Source organism: Phycisphaerae bacterium (assembly GCA_017999985.1).
Taxonomy (GTDB): Bacteria; Planctomycetota; Phycisphaerae; order UBA1845; family Fen-1342; genus JAGNKU01.
In genome coordinates this window covers 12,617-35,715 of the sequence record JAGNKU010000015.1, presented here as the reverse complement: position 1 = coordinate 35,715, position 23,099 = coordinate 12,617, and the positions used below count along the sequence as shown (strand labels likewise).

At 68.5% G+C, this 23,099-nt stretch carries 21 protein-coding genes; 14 read left to right on the top strand and 7 right to left on the bottom strand.

What is annotated here, in order from left to right:
- Positions 1–170 precede the first annotated feature (170 nt).
- The 3 genes from KA383_16980 to KA383_16970 all read right to left on the bottom strand — a co-directional run bounded on the left by KA383_16980 (position 171) and on the right by KA383_16970 (position 2,980).
- A complete protein-coding gene (locus KA383_16980) occupies positions 171–521 on the bottom strand; it encodes a hypothetical protein (GenBank protein MBP7747813.1) in 351 nt (116 codons plus the stop codon).
- Positions 522–634: 113 nt separating this feature from the next.
- Positions 635–1,369 (bottom strand): hypothetical protein, encoded by a 735-nt coding sequence (locus KA383_16975; GenBank protein ID MBP7747812.1) that lies wholly within the window; start codon positions 1,367–1,369, stop codon positions 635–637.
- Between the two features lie 201 nt (positions 1,370–1,570).
- Positions 1,571–2,980: a hypothetical protein gene (locus tag KA383_16970; protein MBP7747811.1), complete on the bottom strand. Its 1,410-nt coding sequence runs from the start codon at positions 2,978–2,980 to the stop codon at positions 1,571–1,573.
- 228 nt (positions 2,981–3,208) lie between these two features.
- Here KA383_16970 and KA383_16965 point away from each other — a divergent pair, with 228 nt between their 5' ends.
- Positions 3,209–4,363 carry a glycosyltransferase gene (locus tag KA383_16965; GenBank protein MBP7747810.1) on the top strand — a complete coding sequence of 385 codons (1,155 nt, stop codon included), beginning with the start codon at positions 3,209–3,211 and terminating at the stop codon, positions 4,361–4,363.
- 15 nt (positions 4,364–4,378) lie between these two features.
- On the opposite strand, the gene KA383_16960 is transcribed toward KA383_16965, so the two are convergent.
- From KA383_16960 to KA383_16950, 3 genes are read right to left on the bottom strand one after another with little or no spacing between them, the layout of a single operon-like run.
- Positions 4,379–4,951, bottom strand: coding sequence for a hypothetical protein (locus KA383_16960; GenBank protein ID MBP7747809.1), 573 nt, complete (start codon positions 4,949–4,951; stop codon positions 4,379–4,381).
- Complete coding sequence (gene hpt, locus KA383_16955) at positions 4,948–5,490, bottom strand: hypoxanthine phosphoribosyltransferase (GenBank protein ID MBP7747808.1); 543 nt, start codon at positions 5,488–5,490, stop codon at positions 4,948–4,950. Before hpt ends, KA383_16960 begins: the two co-directional genes overlap by 4 nt.
- Before the next feature lie 23 nt (positions 5,491–5,513).
- The gene (locus tag KA383_16950) at positions 5,514–6,227 is read right to left on the bottom strand and encodes a hypothetical protein (GenBank protein ID MBP7747807.1); all 714 of its coding nucleotides are present in this window, start codon (positions 6,225–6,227) and stop codon (positions 5,514–5,516) included.
- A 293-nt stretch (positions 6,228–6,520) separates the two neighbouring features.
- On the opposite strand from KA383_16950, the gene KA383_16945 reads away from it, so the two are divergent.
- The 4 genes from KA383_16945 to KA383_16930 all read left to right on the top strand — a co-directional run bounded on the left by KA383_16945 (position 6,521) and on the right by KA383_16930 (position 10,693).
- On the top strand, positions 6,521–7,477 hold the full coding sequence (locus KA383_16945) for a type II secretion system protein (protein ID MBP7747806.1): 957 nt from the start codon (positions 6,521–6,523) through the stop codon (positions 7,475–7,477).
- Positions 7,478–7,580: 103 nt separating this feature from the next.
- Complete coding sequence (locus KA383_16940) at positions 7,581–8,609, top strand: hypothetical protein (protein MBP7747805.1); 1,029 nt, start codon at positions 7,581–7,583, stop codon at positions 8,607–8,609.
- Between the two features lie 75 nt (positions 8,610–8,684).
- Entirely contained in the window at positions 8,685–8,990 is a 306-nt protein-coding gene (locus KA383_16935; protein MBP7747804.1) for a phasin family protein, read from the top strand.
- Between the two features lie 2 nt (positions 8,991–8,992).
- Positions 8,993–10,693, top strand: a complete 1,701-nt coding sequence (locus KA383_16930; GenBank protein MBP7747803.1) for an AarF/ABC1/UbiB kinase family protein — start codon at positions 8,993–8,995, stop codon at positions 10,691–10,693.
- Here KA383_16930 and aroC read toward each other — a convergent pair.
- Positions 10,632–11,858, bottom strand: a complete 1,227-nt coding sequence (gene aroC / locus KA383_16925) for a chorismate synthase (GenBank protein ID MBP7747802.1) — start codon at positions 11,856–11,858, stop codon at positions 10,632–10,634. The genes KA383_16930 and aroC overlap by 62 nt on opposite strands.
- 141 nt (positions 11,859–11,999) lie before the next feature.
- Between aroC and tyrA the strand changes: the two genes are divergently transcribed.
- The 9 genes from tyrA to xseA all read left to right on the top strand — a co-directional run bounded on the left by tyrA (position 12,000) and on the right by xseA (position 23,034).
- Positions 12,000–13,157 (top strand): bifunctional chorismate mutase/prephenate dehydrogenase, encoded by a 1,158-nt coding sequence (gene tyrA / locus KA383_16920; GenBank protein ID MBP7747801.1) that lies wholly within the window; start codon positions 12,000–12,002, stop codon positions 13,155–13,157.
- 287 nt (positions 13,158–13,444) lie between these two features.
- Positions 13,445–15,001 carry a hypothetical protein gene (locus KA383_16915; protein ID MBP7747800.1) on the top strand — a complete coding sequence of 519 codons (1,557 nt, stop codon included), beginning with the start codon at positions 13,445–13,447 and terminating at the stop codon, positions 14,999–15,001.
- A gap of 3 nt (positions 15,002–15,004) precedes the next feature.
- The gene (locus tag KA383_16910; GenBank protein MBP7747799.1) at positions 15,005–15,466 is read left to right on the top strand and encodes a hypothetical protein; all 462 of its coding nucleotides are present in this window, start codon (positions 15,005–15,007) and stop codon (positions 15,464–15,466) included.
- Positions 15,467–15,945: 479 nt separating this feature from the next.
- A complete protein-coding gene (locus tag KA383_16905) occupies positions 15,946–16,935 on the top strand; it encodes a PEP-CTERM sorting domain-containing protein (protein MBP7747798.1) in 990 nt (329 codons plus the stop codon).
- A gap of 147 nt (positions 16,936–17,082) precedes the next feature.
- On the top strand, positions 17,083–17,727 hold the full coding sequence (locus KA383_16900; protein MBP7747797.1) for an RNA polymerase sigma factor: 645 nt from the start codon (positions 17,083–17,085) through the stop codon (positions 17,725–17,727).
- Positions 17,728–17,962: 235 nt separating this feature from the next.
- The gene (locus tag KA383_16895; GenBank protein MBP7747796.1) at positions 17,963–20,167 is read left to right on the top strand and encodes a PQQ-dependent sugar dehydrogenase; all 2,205 of its coding nucleotides are present in this window, start codon (positions 17,963–17,965) and stop codon (positions 20,165–20,167) included.
- A gap of 208 nt (positions 20,168–20,375) precedes the next feature.
- Positions 20,376–20,819, top strand: coding sequence for a 50S ribosomal protein L13 (gene rplM / locus KA383_16890; GenBank protein ID MBP7747795.1), 444 nt, complete (start codon positions 20,376–20,378; stop codon positions 20,817–20,819).
- Between the two features lie 201 nt (positions 20,820–21,020).
- Entirely contained in the window at positions 21,021–21,350 is a 330-nt protein-coding gene (gene rpsI, locus KA383_16885; GenBank protein ID MBP7747794.1) for a 30S ribosomal protein S9, read from the top strand.
- Positions 21,351–21,498: 148 nt separating this feature from the next.
- Positions 21,499–23,034 carry an exodeoxyribonuclease VII large subunit gene (xseA, locus tag KA383_16880; GenBank protein MBP7747793.1) on the top strand — a complete coding sequence of 512 codons (1,536 nt, stop codon included), beginning with the start codon at positions 21,499–21,501 and terminating at the stop codon, positions 23,032–23,034.
- The last annotated feature ends 65 nt before the right edge of the window (positions 23,035–23,099 follow it).

The window sequence follows — 23,099 nt, the reverse complement described above, 5'->3', positions numbered from 1 at the left end:
TCCCTCTGCCCGTAATTCTAAGGCTGTTATCCAGTGGACCTCATCCAGCAACGCTTCGAGCCGGTACGTCGCCATTGTACATCGCCCCGGCCTGGCGCGCGCGCGTTTCTCACGCACATTTCCGCGCACGCCGGCTGGGAGCGGCCGCGTCACGCCGCTGCCAGCCGGTCCTACGCTCGCGGGCGACCCTGCGTTGCCCAGTGGCGGCGCTTCCAGCGCGGCGCCACAAAGATATGCACGCCCGTGCCCCATAGAAGCACCAGGCACAGGCCGGCCGGCAGGAAGACGCAGCGCTTGATCACGCCCCCAAGCCGCGCACCGTCGTGCAGCGCCTCGATGAAGTCACTCCGCCGCCGGGCCACCTGCAGCACGCGTCCGCTCGCGGCGTGAAGCTGAATCTCCTCGTCGTCCGCGACGGTCACCTTGATCAGCCGCTTATCCGGCCGGTAATCGACACGCTGCACGCTCGACCAATCGCGGACGTTCGCCTCGCGCAGCGCCGCGCAGGGCACGCGTCGCATGCCAGCGTATGCAGACGCCCCCCTCCTCCCCTTTAGGCCGCTGCGGACGGCGCGTTCGCCAACGGCGTTGACGCGCCGTCCTCGCGGATTAATCCGTACGCCGGTCGGCTGACCTAGCGCCGCCGGAGCAGCGCCAGCACACCCAGCAGCAGGATCGACGTCGGTTCTGGCACTAGCGCCATGTCGTCGTAGAAGACCGACGTCGCCGCGGGCGTCTGCGGTGCACCGGAGTACAGGTCGACCGCCGCAATGTTCAGCAGGCCGTTCGTGTCGCCGCCGAACACGCCCTTCGTCCACTGGTAGCCCAGCCCGGCCAGGGCCGGATCATCCAGGAGCGTGCCGTTGTAGAACACCTGCACCCAGTCGGTGTCCAGATCGATCTGGGCCTCGATCAGCACCCACTCGTCTCTCACAAAGGGCATCACGACCGGGTTCGACGACCCGCAGTCGGCCGACAGGTTGCCGGTGGCTGGATCGAAAGTGATCTGCACGGACCAGTTGAACGGGCCCGACGGGTCGTTGTACTTGTTCAGCAAAATGAAGTACTGCTTGCCGACCAGGCTGCTCGGGATGTACTGGTACGCCCGGTAGACCCACTGGCCCGACGTGTACCCGGAGTACTGGTGCACCGAATCCGAATTTCCGTAGACTTCCTGCGACTGCGTGCCGGTGCGTGCGATCGAGTCCGTAACGTAGCCGGTGTAGGCCGCGTCACCGCCCCAGCCCTGCCAGCCGCCCTGGCCAGCAATCGGACCGACGACGTAGGGCGGCTCAAACCCGTCCGTCCAGTTGGCCAGACCGGCCGCAGCGCACGACAAAACGAGACCCAAGGCCAAAAGTCGTTTCATGCTCACTCCTCCTGCTCCTGCCGCGGATGTGGCAGCCAGACATGGGCGGGACAGGGCGACGTGCCCAATCTCCCCTCAACCCGCGCAACCTAACACTCTCCACCCGGCGGTTCAATACAATTTTCGACAAAAACCCCGCCGGCTTGGCTGAAAGCCGTTAGCTGATGGCTCCCGCCTAAGGCCCCCCGCCGCGGCCGGCTGCTACCGCCGCGCCACCGCTGCGTCGCCGGTGAAGCCCGTCAGGTACAGGAACTGGTTCTGCGTGATCACCGGGATGAACATCTTCTGCGCCCGCTCCACCAGCGCCTTGAACTTGCTCCGCTCCAGCTCCCGCTGCTGCAACTGGTCGCGGACCACCGCCGTCGCCGTCGCGCCCACCGCGGCCTCGCCCGTCCCCGGCGGCAGACCGATCACGACGTAATCCACGGACTCGTCCAAATCCTCGGCGATCTGCCCGCCCCACTGCCGAATCAGGGCCGTCATCTCCTCGACGCCGTTGTGGTCGATCACGCCGTCATAGTTCAAGTCGAAATCGCCCCGCACCACGAATTTCGGGCTGCGATTCCGCTCGTACGCGATGTTGACGACCAGATCGCCCTCGAGGATCGGCTGCCCCGCCGCCCGCCGCGTCACGCGGCATTCCGCCGTCTCCTCCATCACCGTCACGACCTCGATCGAGGCCTTGCCGCGCAGGTCGCTGCTGGCCTCGCGATTGGGTGCGTAGACCTCGAACCCCATGCCGGGCTTCATCTTGTTCGTGGCCCCGAGATTGATGTACACCACGTCGCTGCCCGGAATCGCGCGCATGATGCGCCCGTCCGCCTTCGTCAGGATCGACCGCGGATCGAACGTGCCTGGCTTCAGCGCCTGGATCTGGTCCTGCAGCTCGGCAATCAGCGCGTCACGCTGCCCGATCTCGATGTCCTTGTCGCGCACCAGCATATTGCCTTCGCGCTTCATGGCCTGCAACTGGGCCTCCGTGGCATCCAGCGACGCCTGCACGTCGCGCAGTTGGCGATCCTTCGCCGCCAGCGCCTCGGTCTTGTCACTCTGCGCCTGCGCCAGTTGATCCCGCAGGGCGGCCGTCTGCGACTCGAACTGGTCGCGCGTCGTCTTCAATTGGGCGGTCAGCGCCGCCGTCTGGTCCTGCAGCTCGGCCACCTGCCGCGTCAGGTCCGCCGCCGCCGCTTTCTCTTTCGCGTACGCCGCGCTCAGCGCCGTCAGCGCCGGCAACGCCGCATCGTTGGCGTTGACCGCGCCCTGCGCTGTCTTGGCGACGTCCTTCATCGCCTGCCCGACCTTCGCCACCACGGTCGGCCCCAGGTCTTCCTCCACGCCGGTCACGGCCGCCGCCACCTTCTGCAGGTCGCCCGTCATCACCGTGAAGACCTTGGTCCGGCGCGCACTGCCCTCATCGGCGTAGTACTGCGGTGGCTGACCATACTGCTCCAACCGCTGCTCGGCGCTCTGGGCCCGGTTCTCCGCTGCCTTGTTCTTGGTCAGTTGGAACACGAACAGACCCAGCGAGGCGACGCTCACGAACGCAAACGCGATCAGTCCGTAGAGCAGCCCCGACTGGCCGCCGTAGGGACTCATGGGACGACCGGCCATTCTTCACTCCTGCTGACCGCTACCGGCCACACGCGCCATGCCCGCCGCCGCCGCATCACCGGCGACTGGTCCGCCGCGCGGGCACGCTTCCGGGCACGGAAGTATGAGACAAGCTCCCACGGTTGTCAAAACCCAAAACCGACCCACCGCCGCCCCGCCGCGCCTTGCCCACTACGCCCCCCGCCAACCCCGCATGACGCCAGCCCCGCGCCGGTCCATAATCCCCCCATGCACATCTGCCACGTCATCACGCGTCTGATCATCGGCGGCGCCCAGGAGAACACGCTCCTGACCTGCGCGGGCCTGCACGAACGCGGCCACCGCGTCACCCTCATCAGTGGCCCCACCCGCGGACCCGAGGGCAGCCTCGTCGAGCGCGCCCGCGGCGGCGGCTACGAGTTCATCGAGCTGCCCGAGCTCATCCGCGCCGTCAATCCCTGGATGGACATGCGCGCCCGCCGCTGCCTCGCCATGGAGTTCCAGCGCCTGCGCCCCGACATCGTCCACACCCACAGCAGCAAGGCCGGCATCCTCGGCCGGCTCGCGGCCGCCGACGCCCGCGTCCCCCGCATCGTCCACACCATCCACGGCATGAGCTTCAATCGCACGCAGCCCTGGCCCGTCCGCCGCGCCTACGCCTGGCTCGAGTGGCTCACCGCCCGGCGTACGCACGCCATCGTCGCCGTCGCCGACGCCATGATCGACCAAAGCGTCGCGGCGGGCATCTGCCGGCGCGAGAAGCTGCTGACCGTGTACTCCGGCATGGAGGTCGGCCAGTTCACCCCGCACGTCGAGCTGCGCGCCGCCGCCCGCCGCGCCTGGGGCGTCACTGACGACCAGGTCGTCGTCGGCACCGTCGCGCGCCTGTTCCGTCGGAAGGGATACGAGCAGCTCATCCCCGTGATGGCCCGGGCCGCGGCCCGCGCGCCCCGGCTGCATTTTGTCTGGATCGGCGACGGCGCGCAACGCGCCGAATACGAGGCCGAGCTCGCCCGCCTCGGCCTGACCGCCCGGACCACGCTGGTCGGCCTGATCCCGCCGGCGGACGTGCCCCAAATGCTGGCCGGCTGCGATCTGCTCGCGCACACGTCGCAGTGGGAGGGGTTGCCGCGCGCCGTGGTGCAGGCGCTGCTCATGCAGGTGCCTGCGGTCGCCTTTGACATTGACGGCACCCCCGAAGTCGTGCTTGACGGCCAGACCGGCCGCTGCGTGCCGCTCAACGACCTCGACGCGTTTAGCGAAGCCCTATGCGACCTGGCCGCCGACGCCGACCTGCGCCGGCGCCTGGGCCGCGCGGGCCGCGAGCACTGCCTGGAGCGGTTCGACTGGCGCCGGATGGTGGATCAACTCGAAGCGCTGTACCAGCGCCTGCGTCCGTCCTGAACCCGCGGCGTACGGCTAGGTCTGTGCCTTCCGGATCGCCCGCTCGAGGATCTCGTGGATCTCGTGCGGCCGCGCGACGTCATCCCACCAGAGCGGTGTGCTGTCGTGCTCGGCGAGTTGCATCAGGATCGAGCCCAGCCGCAACGCGTGCCCGTAGCGCGGGATGTGCAGCTTGATCTGGCCGATCTGCGCGAGGCGCCGTTCGGCCACGTCGACGCTGAGAATGCCCTTGAAGCGCATGACGCGGCGGTTGGTGAGCACGTACAGTCGGCTGGCCCATTGCAGCGTCGCCACCCCAACGCGTATCGCCGCCACGCCGATCAGTAACTGGAACACGATCAGCCCCTCGCGTGTCCAGCCCTCTCGCATCACGACCGCGACCCCCGCCGCCAGCAGCGCCATGGCCAGCACCCACTTCGCCGCGACCAGCGGGATGAACCACAGTGACGGCTTGATGGAAAGCTGGATGACCTCATCGCCATCGAGCAGCTCCAGCTTCGCCGCGGCCTTCGCCGGCGCCACGCGCACCCCCGGCACCGCCGGCGGCGACTCGGCCGTCACGCTCCTGATGGGCTCGGACTCGCTCATGGCATCAACTCCGGGTGGAGTACGCCCACGTGCGGGTAGTTCCGGTACAGGTCGTCAAAGTCCAGGCCGTAGCCGACCACAAATAGATCGTCTATGTCGAACCCGACAAAGTCAACTTTCACATCCGGCGGCGCCTTGCTCGGCTTGCGCAGCAGCACCGCCGCCCGCAGGCTGCGCGGCTGCCGCTCGCGGATCATCGCCAGCACGCGGCGTAGCGTCCGCCCGCTGTCCAGGATGTCGTCCACCACCAGCACGTGCCGGCCGGTGACATCGCCGGAGAGCTGCAGCACCGTGCGTGGATCGCCGGGCGAGGTCGCCGTGCCCGGGTACGTGGACACCTGCACCAGCGCAATCTTCATTTTCAGCGGCAGGTGTCGGATCAGATCGGCCAGGAAGATCATTGACCCGGACAGGATCGGGACCAGCGTCAGACCCACGTTGTCGCCGTTGTAGGTCGCCGCAATCTCCGCCGCGAGCGCCCGGTTGCGGGCCTCGATCTCGTCTTTGTGGATCAGGATGCGGGCGATGTCGGATTCCACGGCACTCTCCCCGCGGCCGATGGTCAGCGCTCGGACGGCTCCGGGGTCCGCGCCGCACCAGCCTGGGTCAGCAGTCGTGTGAGGTCAGCACCGCGCAGGTCGCTGGCCAGCGCGGTCATGAACGCGTCCACCGCTGCCAGGCGCTGCCGCGCCAGCGCCCGTGTGGACTCGAACCGGAAGCCGTCCTGCAGCCGCACTTCCCAGTAGCGGTATTCCTTCTGCCGCTGCCAACTGTCCGCCAGTTGCTGGATGGGGCGGCCTTCCGCCTGGTACTGCCGGAACTGACGCAACACGTACATTACCCCGATCTCGTCGATCGCCTCCGCCTCCGCCAGAATGCGCGCCTCGATCAGCGTCGTGCGCCGGTCGTTGCACTGCCGGATGGCGTCGCCCGCCAGGCGCGTCGTCGGGCCGCCCAGCAGCGGCCCGGCTTCCTCCTGCAGCATGGCCGCCCCCAGCTCGCGTTGCAGGTCGTTCGTCGGCCGCGTCAGGACCTGCCAGCGTTCGAAACGCCCCTGGTGAAACTCGAGCACCCAGCCCGCGTCGTGAAACAAGGCCGCCGCCGCCAGCGCGGTCAAATCCGGGCCGACGTCCCCCACCTCCGGCAACCGCGCGACGAGCTGCGTCAAACGCATGACGCGCTCCGCGTGCTCCCAGAGCCAGAGGTCCGGGTGCGAGTCTCCCGTGGGAAGCACGAGCAATTGCCTGGCGAGCGGAACGATCCGATCGATCTGCATGCGGTTCACCGTCTCGGCGGCCCGCCCCACGTGACCGGCGGCCCTTGCATCCTGCGTGCCGCACGACAGCCAAGTGTCTTTCCCAGCCGCAATTATGGGCAGTGTAGCCCACCGACGCACAGGCAGCAAGCGAGGCGTGCACGGCGACCATTGGCTTGACCGGCCCGAAATGCTATCCTCAAAGGTGACAGGCCGGCTCTGCCCTTCCCGACGAACTGCTCTGGCTGACCGACCAGAAGGTGGCGGCCCGGATTTCGTCGCCGGGTAGGCGGAGCCGACCCACAGGTGCATGCATGCCACGATCGCTCTGTCCAGCCACGCCACGCCGCCTCACGCGCTTGACCGCGTTTACGCTCATCGAGCTGCTGGTCGTCGTCGCGATCATCGCCCTGCTCATCAGCATCCTCGTGCCGTCACTCGCCGCCGCCCGCCAGCAGGCCCGCGGGACCATCTGCCTGTCACAGCTCCGTGTCCTGGGACAGGGACTCAACATCTACCTGAACGACAACCGCGACGTCCTGCCGCCCGGCCGGCTGCCCAAGCTCTCCGGCCAGAGCTGCGACCCCTATGCCGTGGTCTACGGCCGCCACAAGTTCCGCCCGACGTTTCTGACCATGATGAGCGGCGCGGTCGGCGTGCCGCCCTTCGACGACCCCCAGGCCTGCAAGGGCGTCCAGGACATGCACGGCGAGCCAGGCGACCAACAGAACTACTCCTACCGCGGGTATGTCTGCCCGTCCGTCCCGAACTGGACCGACGAACGCAATGGCAGCTACGGTTACAATTACCAGTTCCTCGGCAACTCGCGGCTCCTCGACGACGCTGTGGAAACCTCGTACAAGCGGTGGCCCGTCAAGATCACCAGTGTGAAGTTCCCCGGGCGCACGGTGTGCGTCGCCGACGGCATGGGCACCGCCGCCTCGTTCGCCCCGCTCGACCGCCAACCATACGACGATGACTCCAAGACCGAACCCGCCCGCTTTGGCAACGAGGGCTTCAACCTAGATCCGCCGCGCGTCGACCCCGTCACCGGCGAGATGGCCGACCTCCCCGATTATCGTTCGGCCGCCGATCCGCGCCACTTGGGGCGCGCCGGCACACTCTGGCTCGACGGCCACGCCACCGCCGAGACGCTCAAGTCACTGGGCTACGAGCTGCAGTCCGACGGCGCCGTCGACCTCGTGGGCAACAACAGCCAGTGGTCAGGCGACGGGCGCGACGTCGCCTGGACCACGGACTTCACCTACTGACCCGCCACCGGCCTGAACCGCGCGGGCGACCCGAATCGGGGACCGCCGTCTGGTCACACTCTGGGGGACCGACCTCCGGTCGGTCGGCCGATACAATCCCGGTGTGCAACACCCGTCCGACATGACCGACGCGAAGACGCCGCAGCTGGCCGTCTGGGAATTCGCCGGCCTGCTGCTGACCTACTGGTGCAACGCGCGCTGCGCGATCTGCTACCTGCACAGCGGCCCGGAGCATGCTGGCGTCCTCGACGTCGAGACAGCCGTCGCCCTCTGGCGCGGCCTCGACGAGCACGCCGCCACCCACGGCAAGACCATGCGCATTCACCTCGCCGGCGGGGAACCCTTTCGCGACTGGGACCACCTGGTTGCCGTGATCGCCGCCGCACGCGCCGCCGGCCTGACGCCACTCGAAAAGGTGGAGACCAACGCGTTCTGGGCGACGGATGACGAACTGACGCGGGCGCGCCTCGCCCGGCTGGACGCGCTCGGCCTGCAGAAGCTCATCGTGAGCACCGACGTATACCACCAGGAATTCGTGCCGTTCGACCGCGTGCGGCGCTGCGTGGAACTGGCCCGCGCGGTGCTCGGCCCCGGCCGCGTGCAGGTCCGCTGGTGGGATTTCTACAACGCGCCCACCGACATTCGGCAGCTCTCCCCGGCCGATCGCGCGGCGGCGTATCGCACAGCGCTGGCGCGCCATCGCGACCGACTCACCGGCCGCGCCGCGCAGGTGCTCGCGCCGCTGCTGCCCGGTCGCCCAGCCGCGGCGTTCGCCGGCGAGAACTGCGCGGCGGCACTGCTCGGTAGTCGCCACGTCCACATCGACCCCGCCGGGTACGTCTTTCCCGGCACCTGCATCGGGATCATCCTCGGGCAGGCCGGGCCGCGCAGCGTGGCACAGCTCTGGCACACACTGGCCGCTGATTGGCGCTCCAACCCGATCCTTGGCGCGCTGGTGACCGGCGGCAGCGTCGCGCTCCTCGCTCTCGCGCGGCAACACGGGTACCAGGAGCGGCCCGCCGGCTACGCGGACAAGTGCCACCTCTGCAGTGATGTGCGCGCATACCTGGCGGCGCGGGGCCTCTGGCCGGAATTGGTCGGCCCTCCCAGCGTCTACGCATCATGCCCCTGAACCGCGCACTGGTGAGACCGTAGTACCAAAGGTAGAATCCGGACCGTGAACAAATCTTACGCAGGAGGCGTGCTGATGATCGAGGCGCTGAAGAAGACTCTGCTGGCGGGTGTGGGCCTGACGCTCATGACCAAGGACAAGGTTGAGGAGGTCGCACAGGAGATCGCCAAGGCCGCCAACCTGTCCGCCGACAAGGGGCAGGCGTTCGTGGACGAGGCCGTCGCGCGGGCCAAGAAGGGCCGGGCCGAACTTGACGCCACCATCCAGCGCATGGTGCAGGACACGCTCAAGAAAACCAACCTCGCCACGCGCGATGACGTGGCCGCGCTGACCGCACGCCTGGAGAAGCTCGAGCAGGCCCTGGCCGACAAGTCCGGCTGACAATGGCCATCCGCAAGATCGGGCTCGTCTCGCGAACCTACCGGCACATCAACCGGTACCGGCAGATCCTGACCGTGCTGATAAAGTACGGCTTCGGGAACCTGGTGGACCTGCTGCGGATCAACCAATACCTCGAAATCGGCCTGCAGCTCATCTCGCGCGAGCACCGCGAGCAGGTCGAAACGCTCAGCCCCGCCGAGCGTGTCCGCATGGCGATCGAGGAGCTCGGGCCGACGTTCATCAAGCTCGGCCAGGTGCTCTCCACCCGCCCCGATCTCGTGCCGCCCAGTCTCGCCGCGGAGCTCACCCGGCTCCAGCAGGAGGTGCCCCCCTTCGCCTTCGAGAAAGTGCGGGCCATCGTCGAGGAGGAGCTTGGCCGGCCGCTGGACAGCATCTTCGAGCGCTTCGACCAGCAGTCCATCGCGGCCGCGTCGATCGGCCAGGTCCACCGCGCCCGGCTGCGCGGCGGCGACGAAGTCGTTGTCAAAGTGCAGCGCCCCGACATCCAGGCCGTCATCGAGGTCGACCTGGAAATCCTGCTGCACCTCGCCATGCTGGTCGAGAAGCACGTGGAGGACTGGCGCATCTATCGACCCAGCCGGATCGTCGAGGAGTTCAGCCGCGTGTTGGAGCGCGAGCTCGACTTCACCACCGAGGCCACGCACTTGGAGCGTTTTGCCCGCGAGTTCCTCGACGACGACACCATCTACGTCCCCAAGGTCTACCGGCCCTTCACGACGCGCCGCGTGCTGACCCTCGAATACGTCGACGTCATCCCCGTCACCGACCCCGCCGCCCTGCGGGCCGCCGGCCTCGATCCGCGCGTGCTCGCCGCGCGCGGCGCCGAGCTGACCCTCAAGCAGATCTTCGCCCACGGCTTCTTCCACGCCGACCCCCACCCCGGCAACGTCTTCGCCCTGCCCGGCAACGTCGTCTGCATGCTCGACTTCGGCATGATGGGCCGCCTCGACCGCCGCAGCCGTGAGGTCTTCGCCGATTTGCTTTACGCCGTCGCCGGCCGCGACTCAGCCGCCGCCACGACGGCCCTGCTCCGGCTGACCGCGCACGACGAAGACGTCGATCCCGACGTCCGGCGACTCGAAGCGGACGTGGCCGAGTTCATTGACCTGAACATCACGCCAGTACTTGGCGACCTGAGCTTCGGCAAGCTGTTGATGGACTTGCTGGACCTCGTCCGCCGCCACCGCCTCACCATCCCGCCCGACCTCGTCATGATGATGAAGGCCGGCGCAACGGCCGAGCGCCTTGTGGCCCGCCTCGATCCCGAGCTCGACATCTTCGCGGCCGCCCGCCCGTACGTGCGGAAGCTGAAGGTCGATCGGCTGCGCCCGCGCCGCCTCCTCCGTGACGCGGTCGAGGTCGGCGGCGAGCTGTTGCACCTCGCCCGCGAGATTCCCGGCGGCGTGCGTGACCTGCTGCGCCTCGCCCGCCGCGGCAACCTGACGATCGGCTTCGAGCATCGCGGCCTCGCCGGGCTGCTCGACACGCTTGACCGCGTGGCCAACCGCGTGTCGTTCGCCATCGTCCTCGCCGCCCTGATCGTGGGCTCATCCCTGATCGTGCACTCGCGCATCCCCCCCGCCTGGCACGGCATACCTGTCATAGGACTGATCGGCTTCCTCACCGCCGGCGCGATCGGGTTCGTGCTGCTGATCTCGATGATCCGCCACGGCCGGCTGTGACTTCCGGCGCAGCGCCCAACCCGCGCACGGCCGCCGCGTAGAACTCGTACGCCGCCCGCACCTCGCGCAGCGTGTCGCCGCCGAACTTCTGCAGCCACGCCCGCGCCACCTCGAACGCCACCACGTTTTCCGCCACCACGCTCGCCGCCGGCACCGCGCACACGTCGCTGCGCTCGTAAGCGCTCCGCTCCGGCTGCCGCGTCTCCAGGTTCACGCTGTCGAGGCCCTGCAGCAACGTCGCGATCGGCTTCATCGCCGCGCGCACCACGAGCGGCATCCCGTTCGTCATCCCCCCCTCCAGCCCGCCCGCCCGGTTCGACCGCCGGACGAAGCCGAAATTCGCCGTGTCGCGCTGCGCCGCGTCATAGTACAGCGCATCATGCACCGCGCTGCCCGGTCGGCGTGCCGCCTCGAACCCAAGTCCAATCTCCACGCCTTTCATCGCCTGGATCGAACCGACTGCCTGCATCAGCCGCCCGTCCAGCTTCTCCTGCCACGCCGCGCACGTCCCCAGCCCCGGCGGCACGCCGTACACGCGCACCTCCACCACGCCCCCCACCGTGTCGCGGTCCTTCTTCGCCTGCCGAATCGCCGCGCGCATCGGCGCCACCGCGCTCTCGTCCGGCGTGTACACGTCGTTCCCATCCCGCGCCGCCACGAGCGCCTCGGGCGCGACATCCGCCGGCGCGTCCGCCCGCACCGTTCCGATCTCGGCCACGAAGCCGACGCACTGCACGCCGAACGCACTTAGCAGACACTTCGCCAGCGCTCCCGCCGCGACCCGCGCCGCCGTCTCGCGCGCCGAGGCCCGCTCCAGCGTCTCCCGGCAATCCGTGGTCAGCCACTTCATCGCACCGGCGAAATCCGCATGCCCCGGCCGCGGGCGCTGCACCACGGGCGCGTCGTCAATGCGAAAATCCCGGTTCGCAATCTGCAGCACCAACGGCGAACCCATGGTCTGCCCCGCGCGGACGCCGCTCAGGATCAACACTTCGTCGCGCTCGATCTTCATCCGGGCACCGCGCCCGTAACCCCCCTGCCGCCGGCGCAGCTCGCCGTTGATGAGCGGCAGGTCCACCGCCAGCCCCGCCGGCAACCCCTCGATGAGCACGGTCAGGGCCCGCCCATGCGACTCCCCTGCCGTGCGATAGTTCAGCTCCGCCATGCGCTGGCTCCTCGACGCGCCGCCGTATCCGGCCACGCAGTGTCCGTTTGTGCCCACCCATCGTAATTCCGGGGCGCGCCTCGCGAAACTGCCCCCGCCGTTGACGCCCGCGCGGCGGACCGCTACGGTTGCGCCGTCCCGATGACCAAGGCCAAACGTACATCTGAGAACCCGGCCATTCGCCCGCTGCCCGTCCTGCGGGCGATGATCGACGCCATCGACCGCGACATCCTGCAACTGCTCGCCCGCCGCAACGGCCTGATCGCCGACATCGCCGAGCACAAACGCGAGCACCATCTGCCCATCCGCGACCTGGACCGCGAGCGCGAGATCATCGCCGACCGTCGGTCGCGCGCCATGACGCTCGGCCTCAACCCCGAGTTGATCGAGAGCCTCTTCCGGCTCGTGCTCTGGGCCAGCCGCGACCGGCAGGCCGCGCTCAAAGCCGAGGTGCCGCTCGAGGTCGAGCCACGCACCGTCGCGGTCATCGGCGGCCGGCGCGGCATGGGCCAGTGCATCGCCCAGCTCTTCGGCGACCTCGGCCACGCGGTGATGATCGCGGACCTCGACACCGCCCTCACGCCGGACGAGGCCGCTGCCGTCGCGGATGTGGTGATCGTCGCCGTCCCAATCGATGTGACCGAAGACGTCATCCGGCGCATCGGGCCGCGGGTGCGGCCGGAAGCGCTGCTGATGGACGTGACCTCGATCAAGACCGGCCCGCTGCGCGCCATGCTCGCCGCGTCGCGCGCGAGCGTCGTCGGCACCCACCCGCTCTTCGGGCCGACCGTCCACTCGCTCCAGGGCCAGCGCGTGGTCCTCACGCCGGGCCGCGGCGACCAGTGGCTGGCCTGGCTGAGGAGCATGTTGCACGCGCGCGGCATCGAGCTCATGGAGACGACGCCGGAAGAACACGACCGCGCGATGTCCATCGTGCAGGTCCTCGTGCACTTCTCCACCGAGGTGATGGGCAAGACCCTCGCGACGTTGCAGGTCCCCATTGACCGCACGCTGCTGTTCACGTCCCCGATCTACCTGATGGAGCTGCTCCTGACCGCGCGCCATTTCGCGCAATCGCCCGCCTTGTACGCCGCGATCCAAATGTCCAACCCCGACACCGCCGCGGTCACCGCCGCCTTCGCCCGCGCCGCCGAAGAGCTGCGCACCCTGACCGCCGCCCAGGATCACGCCGCCTTCGACGCGCTCTTCGCCGAGGTCCGGCAGTTCTTCGGCCCCTTCACGACCCGCGCGCTGGAACAGTCGGACTTCCTCATCGACCGGCTCGTCGAACGCGCGTAGCGGCCGGCCACCTCGCTTTTTCGGACCGCGCGCTTGAAAACCGCACGGGCAATGCGTACCATTTTCGTGCGATCTATATCCGGGGTTCATCCGCGGTAATACCCTGGTGCAATCGCGAGGATTCGGGCCGTTTTGGCAAAGTTTGGAAACTGAACGCACCAGCGTCAGCCCCGCTCCATGAGCGGGAGCGGCCGGCACGTGGGCTCAGCCTTTGGGTCTGCGTCCGCGCCACCAGCTCTCGCGCGCCACGGGACGGCAGCGCTGACGCCGTGCCAATGGGAGAAGAGATGATGCGCGCGAAACGCGTCGTAGTAATCGGTCTGGTCGCACTTGGCGCCGCACTGGCGCCCGTTGTTCATGCCGCACCGGCGGGGACAGAGTTCACCTACCAAGGCGAGTTGCGCCTGAGCGGCAATTCCGTCACCGGCCCCGTCGACATGATCTTCACGTTGTGGGATGCCGCCAGTTTCGGCAACCAGGTGGGCTCGACGCTCACGTTTGACGGCGCGAGCGGCAACCCGGCGCCCGTCGCCGTCGTCGGTGGCCTGTTCACGGCCACGCTCGACTTCGGCAGCACCGTCTTCGACGGCAACGCCCGCTGGCTGGCGATCTCGGTCCGCTACCCGGCCGGCGCCGGCGCGTACACAAACCTCGCCCCCCGCCAGAAGCTGACGGCCACGCCGTACGCCGCCTACGCCCTCAACGCACCCGGCAGCGGCCTGTGGTCCAAGAGCGGCAGCAACACCTATAACACCACCACCGGCTTCGTCGGCATCAACCGGTCGACGACGGTCACGGGCGCCGAGTATTTCGGCGTCCAAGCCCCGGTGAACAGCGGCTACGGCGGCATGTATATCCGCACGGATGGCGCCGGCGGTCAGCCGTTCTACGGTTACAGCGCCGGTGGGGCGGAGGTCGCCTGGACGTACCTCGACGGCGCGACCGGCGACTGGATCGTCTACGCCGGCGGCGACCGGCTGATCGTCACCGACGAAGGCAACGTCGGCATCGGCGACAACACACCGGATGCCAGACTCGACGTGACTACGGCTGATGGCGACGCCATCACGGGCACGACGACCGCCGCCTCCAGCGTCGGCGTCTACGGCAGCGGGACGACTGCCGGCGTCGAAGGCGTGTCCGGCGCCAGCAACGGCTACGGCGTCTACGGCCACAACAACACGACCGGCGGCGAGGGTGTCCGCGGCTCGTCCAGCGCGGCCGGCGCGGCCGGCGTGGCCGGCTACGACAACCTCGGCACCGGCGTCTACGGCCAGTCCACCGGCGGCGGCTACGGCATTTATGGCAGCAACGGCGGCAGCAACAGCACCGGCTACGCGGGCTACTTCAACGGCCGCGTCCACGTGAACGGCACGCTTTCCAAGAACGGCGGCGCGTTCAAGATCGACCACCCGCTCGATCCCGCCAACAAGTACCTGCTCCACTCGTTCGTCGAAAGCCCCGACATGATGAACATCTACAACGGCAACGTCACGCTCGATGACCAGGGCGAAGCCGTCGTCCAGATGCCCGAGTGGTTCGAGGCGCTCAACCAGGAATTCCGCTACCAGCTCACCTGCATCGGCGGTTTCGCGCCGGTGTACGTCGCCGAGGAAATCCTGGACAACACGTTCCGCATCGCCGGCGGCCAGCCGGGCCTCAAGGTCTCCTGGCAGGTCACCGGCATCCGGCACGATCCGTATGCCGAGCAGAACCGCATCCAGGTCGAGGAGCAGAAGTCGGCCGCCGAACGCGGCAAGTACCTGCACCCCGAGCTGTACGACCAGCCTGCGGAGCTGAGCCTCTACCCCGCGCACGGCAGCGCCAACGCGGCGGAGGAGTAAGCGATGAAGCGCAACGTAATCCTCACCGCCGTCGTCCTCGCAGCCGGCCTGTTCGGTCCGGCCGCGACCCTGGCGGACACGTATGACCTGAGCTGGTTCACGGTCGATGGCGGCGGCGACATGTTCGCCACCAACGGCGGTTTCGAGCTGTCCGGAACCATCGGCCAGCCCGACGCCGGCGCCGTCATCCTCAGTGGCGGCAGCTTCGAATTGACGGGCGGTTTCTGGGCGTTCGTCACGCGGCCGAGCTGCGCCGGCGACCTGAATTGCGACGGCCAGGTCTCGTTCGGCGACATCAACGCCTTCGTGCTGCGGCTGAGCAACCCATCGGCATACGCGACGACGTTCCCCGGTTGCCCCAATGGCAACGGCGACATCAACGGCTCGGGGGCCGTGGCGTTCGATGACATCAACCCGTTCGTAGCGCTGCTGAGCAACAACCCGCTGCCGATCGTCTGTCCGTAGCAGAAGCCGGCAGCCGATCCTGTCTTTCACGCGCGCGGAGCCGCTCGCCACGGGCGGCTCCGCGTGCGGCTGGACCGCGGACGCCCGGCGCCAGTAGTCCCATAACAGCAGCTTTGGCAGCCAGATCCAGGCGCCGACCAGCGCCGCGCTCGATCGCGACAAGCGCCCGGGTTTTTCGTTGACACATCTCCACCGGGGCAATAGACTTGGGGTCATAGAGGAGGAGGTTGCGAACGCATCGCGGGGTTGAACTGGTTGTGGCACGTCAGACTTGTTGTATGCCCTGCTAGCGCGATCGGCACCTCCAGCACGGAGTATCGGCGATCTTGCGCCACGTGCGCGGGCGCTCCGCGACGATCCGAGCCCGCAATGATGCATGTCGCGCCCTGCTCGCCGTCGCCTGCACGTAAATGGTGTGCGCAATAAACGCTCGGGCGGCGTAGCCCGGCGGTGCGCTTTGCCCGGAGGAGGAGTTACTGATGAAATGGACCCTAGTAATTGTGGCCGCCGCGATGTTCGCGGCAACAGCCGCCGCCAGCACAATACCTTTCACGGTGTTCGGCGCGGCTTCGTTCACGAATATCAATTCGATGGACGTCCAAGGTGACCCGGACAACGTGCTCGGATCGTGGGTCGCAACTGGCGGCGGAAACGTCAACGCCATCCGCGTCACCGGTGCGCTGACCAAGGTCGCGAGCGGCACGTATGCGAGCGAGGCGCGTGTTCGCTTCATGCCCGGCGCTGGCCAGAGCTTCACTGCATTCAATTTCCAGGCCACGACTGTCACCTCTTACACCGGTACGCTCGCGATCGGCCCGACCGTGGTCAGCGTCACGCCCTTCGCGCTCACCAGTGGCGGGACCGTCAATCTGGAGTGGTTCGAGAGCTATGACGACGCCGCCAATTCACCCGATTCGATTTGGGACACCGTGACCTATGAGTTCGGCGAAAAGGGCGCCGTGCAGAATGGCGGCGGCAACCTCGGCACGCTGATCGGCGATGGCGTCACCGTCAACACGCCCGGCTCGCACGTCGCGGGCGGTCTCGATTTCTTCACGTTCAATTTCGCCGGCGTCAACGGGCCCCTCGATTACCTGAACATCAGCATGGTCGGCGGCGGCACCGGCGGCATGACCGACACCGAGATGGCGCTGTATGACGGCCTGGGCAACCTCGTCGCCACCAGCGATGACGAAGGCCCCGGCCTGTTCAGCGAGCTCAGCTACGGCGCGGCCGATCCCCTGGCCGCTCCGGATCTCGCGCCCGGCCTGCACGGCCTGACCCTCGCGGCCGGCAGCTACACGATCGTGACCGCCGGCTACAACACGACGTTCGGCGCCACGATCGACGCCATCACGCCCGGCAGCAACGCCGGCACCTACACGCTCGGCGTCACCTACATGCCCGAGCCCGGCTCGCTCGCGCTGCTCGCGCTGGCCGGCCTCTTCTTCGCTCGTCGCCGGAGCTAATCCGCGCCTGCAGCGACTAATTAGTACGGCAACATGCACCGCCCGGGTCCCCTGATCCGGGCGGTGTTCTTTTTGCCCCGCGCGGCGCAGCCCGGGCCCGGGCGCCGAACCCGTCTATAATGACACGAGATGGTGTCGGGCCCTCATGTGCGTTCCGTACGCCAGCCGGCGGGTCGGCTCAGCCCCGCCGGTGACGAATTACGCGCGCCAGAGTTCGGGGCGCTCTTCAAGTCGTCCTGCCGCTCGCTCCAGTCGATGGCGCTCGGCATCGTCCAGGACGCCACCTTGGCCGAAGACGTCGTGCAGGAAGCGGCCCTGATAGCCCTGGGCAAGCTCAAGGAATTCAGGACCGGCAGTTGCTTCTACGCGTGGATGGCCCGGATCGTTCACTATGTCGCACTGAACCATTCCCGCGCTCGCCGCCGCCGGAAGACCGTCCCGCTCGCCGTCGCCGCCGCGACGCCCGTGACGCAGCCCGCGGCGCCCGCGTGCCTCACCGGCGACAGGCTTGCGCCCAACCAGCCGCACTTCGACGACCGCGTGCTGGCCGCGCTGGCCCGTGTGCCCGCGCCCGCCCGCGCGTGCCTGCTGTTGCGGACCGTTGAGGGCCTCGCATACGCCGAAATCGCACGTCGGCTCAGAATCCCCCCCGGAACCGCGATGAGTCACGTTCACCGCACGCGCCAGCTCCTGCGCCAGACGCTGGCCGACTTGGCCCCGCCCGCGACTGCGACAATTCCGCGCCGCGAAAATCACTTTTCCGCAATCGACCCCCCGCCTGCGCACATTTAGTCACTGTTCGGACCGAGCCGGAGGCGGGCGCCTCCGACCAACGTGGACAGTGTGCCTCCGCACCGGCCTCTGCGCGTCGCCGCGCGTTCCGGCGCAGTATCGGCGGCCCCGTTGTCCGGCTTCCCTGGCGCCGGCCTGTACCCCGGCGTACGTCCGAAGCTTTGCAGCGCGCGTCTTCGGCAGCGGGCCGAAACAGGCCGCGCACACGGTTCAGACGTCTGAAAAGGAGTCGGCGATGCGCACACGTTTCACCTCTCACGGCCCGTTCATCCTCGCGCTGATGCTCGCGCTGGCAATCAGCGCGACCGCCAGCGCCACCACCTGGAATGTCACCGCCTCGGGCACGTCGTTCTCGCCTGCCAATCTCACCGTGGCACCCGGCGACACGATTCACTGGGTGTGGGTCAACGGCATCCACACGGTGACCTCGGGCACGGGCTGCACGCACAACACGCCGTTCTTCGACGCCCCGCTCGACGCCGCGCACCCGACCTTCGACTACGTGGTGCCGACCGGCGTGCCGTCCATCCCGTACTTCTGCCTGCCGCATTGTGCGTTCGGCATGACGGGCCTCATCACCGTCCAGTCGGACGCGCTCCAGACCTTCACGATCACGCTCGACGGCCACCAGGAAGGCCCCACCCCGGTCAACACGCTCGCCAGCGGCAGCGGCACGGCCACGCTCGATCTGGGCACCAACCTCTTCAGTTGGAACATCACCTTCAACAGCCTCAGCAGCGCGCAGACCGCCGCGCATTTCCACGGCGCCGCCCTGCCCTGCAGCAACGCCGGCGTACAGATCACCCTCCCCACCGGCAGCCCCATCGTCGGCTCGGCCGCTCTCACCCCCACCCAGGCCGCCGATGTCCTCGCCGGCCGTTGGTACGTAAACGTCCACACCACGAATTTCCCGGGCGGCGAGATCCGCGGACAGGTGATGCCGACCGCGCTCCTCAACCCAGTCCTCGATCCCAGCCCCGCCGGCGACCTCTACGCGCGCCTCGTGCCCGCCGCCACCGGGCTGACCGCGCCGAACTGGGGCACCGCGGCCCCCGGCATCGCGGGCCGGCTCTACGTCAGCGATCAAAACGGCGTCGTTTGGAACGTCAACCTCGCCACCGGCGTAAAATCGGTCTTCCTCGACGTCAGCGCGCGACTCGTCGCGCTCGGGGTCTTCGGCCCCAACACCTTCGATGAGCGCGGCCTCCTAAGCATCGCCTTCCACCCCGACTACGCCACCACCGGACTGCTGTACACCTTCACCTCCGAGCCCGTCAGCGGCCCCGCGGACTTCTCCACCATGCCGCCGGCCTCCACGCCCAACTGCCAGAGCGTCGTCGCCGAGTGGCAAGTACTCAATCCCGCCGACCCCGACGCCGTCGTCGACACCACCACCCGCCGCGAGCTGCTCCGCATCGACAAGCCCCAGTTCAATCACAACGGCGGCGGACTCGAATTCGGCCCCGACGGCCGGCTCTACATTTCCACGGGCGATGGCGGCGGCGCCGATGACCGCGACGGTCAGAACTTCCTCGGCGCCCCGATCATCGGCCACGGCTGCGGCGGCAATGGGCAGAATCTCGACGCGATCCTCGGCAAGGTCCTGCGCATCGACCCGCTCGGCAACAACTCCGCCAACGGCCAGTACGGCGTCCCGGCCGACAACCCGTTCGTCGGCAGCGCCGGCATCGATGAAATCTGGGCCTATGGCCTGCGTAATCCCTGGCGCTACTCGTTCGACGCGGCGACCGGCGACCTGTACTGCGCCGACGTCGGCCAGAACGCGCTCGAAGAAATCAGCCTAGTCGTCAAGGGCGGCAACTATGGCTGGCGCGCCAAGGAAGGCTCGTTCTACTTCGTCTTCAACGGCGACCAGGGCGGCTACGTCACCGATGTCCCGCTCGACGTGCCCGCCGGCCTGAGCGACCCCATCGCCGAGTACGACCACGACGACGGCCGGGCGATCATCGGCGGCTTCGTCTACCGCGGCAGCCGCTACCCGCAACTCGTCGGCAAGTACGTCTTCGGTGACTTCGCCCAGACGTTCAGCAACGACGGCCGGCTTTTCTACCTCGACGCCGGCAACGAGATCAAGGAATTCCAGCTCATCCCGGCCGCGCCCTTCGGCCGCTCGCTCCTGGGCTTCGGGCAGGATGCCAGCGGTGAAATCTACGCCCTGGCCAACGACACCGGCACGCCCTTTGGCACGACCGGCGTCGTTCTACGACTCGCTTCGCCCGTCGGCGACCTGAACTGCGATGGCGTCATCAACTTCGGCGACATCAACCCGTTCGTCCTGTACCTCTCGAACTTCGCAACCTGGGAGGCCGCCTATCCCGGCTGCCCCGCGGTCGCCGGCGACATCAACAACGACGGCAACTTCCCGTCGTTCGCCGACATCAACCCGTTCGTGCTTCTGCTGAGCAGCGGCGGCGACTAGCCGAGTCCGGACCCAGTTCCGGGAGCCGTGTGCGAACCGGGGGACGACCACCACGCGTGCGTCGTCCCCCGTGCGCTGCGCGGCCCCAGTTGCCCCGGCGGCCGGCCGCGGAACCAACGCCGGCGCCGCTTGACGCCGCCCCGAGAATCCGTATACTGCGAGATTCTGACTTTGACCCCGGGGCTTAGCCCGGCTGTGAGAAGCGTTTATGAAGACTGCGAACAAGTGTTATCAGGCCAAGACCGGCGAACTGCAGAAGGACTGGTACGTCGTGGACGCCCGTGGCCAGGTCCTCGGACGCCTCGCCGCCCGCATCGCGACCGTGCTGATGGGCAAGCATAAGCCCACCTACACGCCGCACATCGACACCGGCGACTTCGTCATCGTCCTCAACGCCGGCGACGTCAAGGTCAACGGCCTCCGCAAGAAAGAGCAGGTCGTCTACCACCGCTACAGCGGCCACCCCGGCGGCCTCAAAGAAACGACCATGCAGACCATGCTTGAGCGGCACCCCGAGCGCGTGCTCCGCGAAGCCGTCCGCCGCATGCTGCCCAAGAACGCCCTCGCCCGCCACATGCTCAGCAAGCTCAAGCTGTACGTCGGCGACAAGCACACGCACCAGGCCCAGCAACCGCAGCCGCTGCCCCTCTAGCCTCCAGGAGCGACCACCGTGACGGACTCCGAACCGAAACCGATACCCGCGACCCCCGAGAGCACCCCGCCCGTGGCCCCGGACCAGCCCGCCACCCAGCCGCCCACCGCCGCTGAGCCCGCCGACCTGGGTGCTGCGCCCCGCGCCGGCGTGCACCTTGGCACCGGCCGCCGCAAGTCCGCCGTCGCCCGCGTCCGCCTCATGCCCGGCAGCGGCAAACTCATCATCAATAACCGTGACCTCGAAGCCTACTTCACCGAACCCCAGGACCGCAGCGACACCGCGGCGCCCCTCGAGCTCACCGGCGTCCGCCGGCACTGGGACGTCCGCGTGAACGTGCATGGCGGCGGCCACAGCGGCCAGGCCGGTGCCATTCGCCTCGGCATCGCCCGCGCGCTGCTGAAGGCCTATACCCAGTTCGAGCCGACACTCCGCGAGGCCGGGTATCTCACCCGCGACTCCCGCCGCGTCGAACGCAAGAAGCCCGGCCAGCGCAAGGCCCGCCGGCGGTTCCAGTTCTCGAAGCGCTAGGCGCTCAACCAGGCAAGTATTCTTCCGGGCTGCACCACTACCCACACGGTGCGGCCCGTTTCCTTTTCCACGCCGCGCGCCCATACTTCACGCAGTTCCCACACGGAGCCGCGACGTGCCCGAGCGCCCGTTCTTCGATCCCGCCCGCATCCGCCGGCCTGCCCAGCCCGGCGACGCGTCCCCTTCGGACACCGGCACGCTCAGCGTCCGGCAGGTAACCGAGCTGATCCGCGGGGCCCTCGCTCAGCACCTGCCGCCGACGCTGCACGTTCTGGGCGAGATCAGCAACTTCTCGCGCCCCGCCAGCGGCCATGTCTATTTCACGCTGAAAGACCCCACCAGCGAGCTGCGCTGCGTCATGTGGCGGAGCACCGCCGCGCGTCTGAAGTTCGAGCCCGAAGACGGCCTGGAAGTCATCGCCACCGGCGGGGTAGAAGTCTATGCCCAGCGCGGCACGTACCAATTGGTCGTCCGCCGCTTGGAGCCGTGCGGCGTCGGCGCGCTCGAGCTCGCCTTCCGCCAGCTCCGCGAGCGGCTGGAGCGTGAGGGCCTCTTCGACGCGCGTCGCAAGAAGCCCCTGCCGCGCATCCCTGAGCGCATCGCGCTCGTCACCAGCCCGACCGGCGCTGCCATCCGTGACATCCTCCAGACGCTTGCCCGCCGCTTCCCCCTGCTCGACATCCTGGTCTTTCCGGTCCGCGTCCAGGGCGACGGCGCCGCGGACGAGATCGCCGCCGCGATTCGCGCGCTGAACCAGCACGCCGACGCGCTCGGCGGAATCGACGTCATGATCGTGGGCCGCGGCGGGGGTTCGCTCGAGGACCTCTGGGCGTTCAATGAAGAAGTCGTCGCCCGCGCCATCGCCGCCAGCCGCATCCCCATCGTCAGCGCCGTCGGGCACGAAGTAGACGTGAGCATCAGCGACCTCGTCGCCGACGTCCGCGCCGCCACGCCCACGGCGGCGGCTGAGCTGATCGCACCGACCGTGGCCGAGTTGGTCACAGTTTTGACGCAGGCAGCCGCCCGCGCGACGCGCACCCTGAGCCACCGGCTCACCGTCGCCCGTGCCGAACTCGACCGCCTCACCTCGACCACTAGCCTCGCCCGCCCGCTGAGCGCCCTCCGACAACGCGGCCAACTGCTGGACGAGTTTCAGCACCGCCTGCGCATTGCGCTCGCCGCCACCGCCCATTGCCAGCGGCAGCGCTTCACCGCGCTCGAGCTGGCGCTCCTGCGCTTCGGCACCGGCGCCCGGTTCGCCCGCGCCGCTGCCGCGCTCGCGCAGCGTGAACACGCCGCCTGGCGGGCACTCCGCGAACGCGCGTTCACTGCCGAGCGCCGCCTCACCCGTTGCCAGACACGCGTGGACCAGCTTAACCCGGCCGCGCGCGTCGCGCGCGGCGGCGACCATCTGGCGCAGGGCGCCGCTCGTATTCGGACGGCGGTACGCACCGCACTGGCCCACCACCGTCAACTGCTGCAGGCACGCTTGCAAGCGATTTCAGCCTGCGCGCCGCAGAAACTCCTGCAACGCGGCTACAGCATCACGCGCGATGCGCGCACGCGCCAGATCATCCAATCCATCAACGCCGTCCGCAGGGGAACTCGCCTCGTAACCCAAGTCGCCGACGGCGAGTTCCGCAGCACAGCGGACGATCCGCGCCAACCGCGGCTGTTCGAATAGGCCTCGTGCGCGATTCCGGATGCGGTCGTCACCGACCCGCAGCCCCGCGGCCGGTTTACGACCGC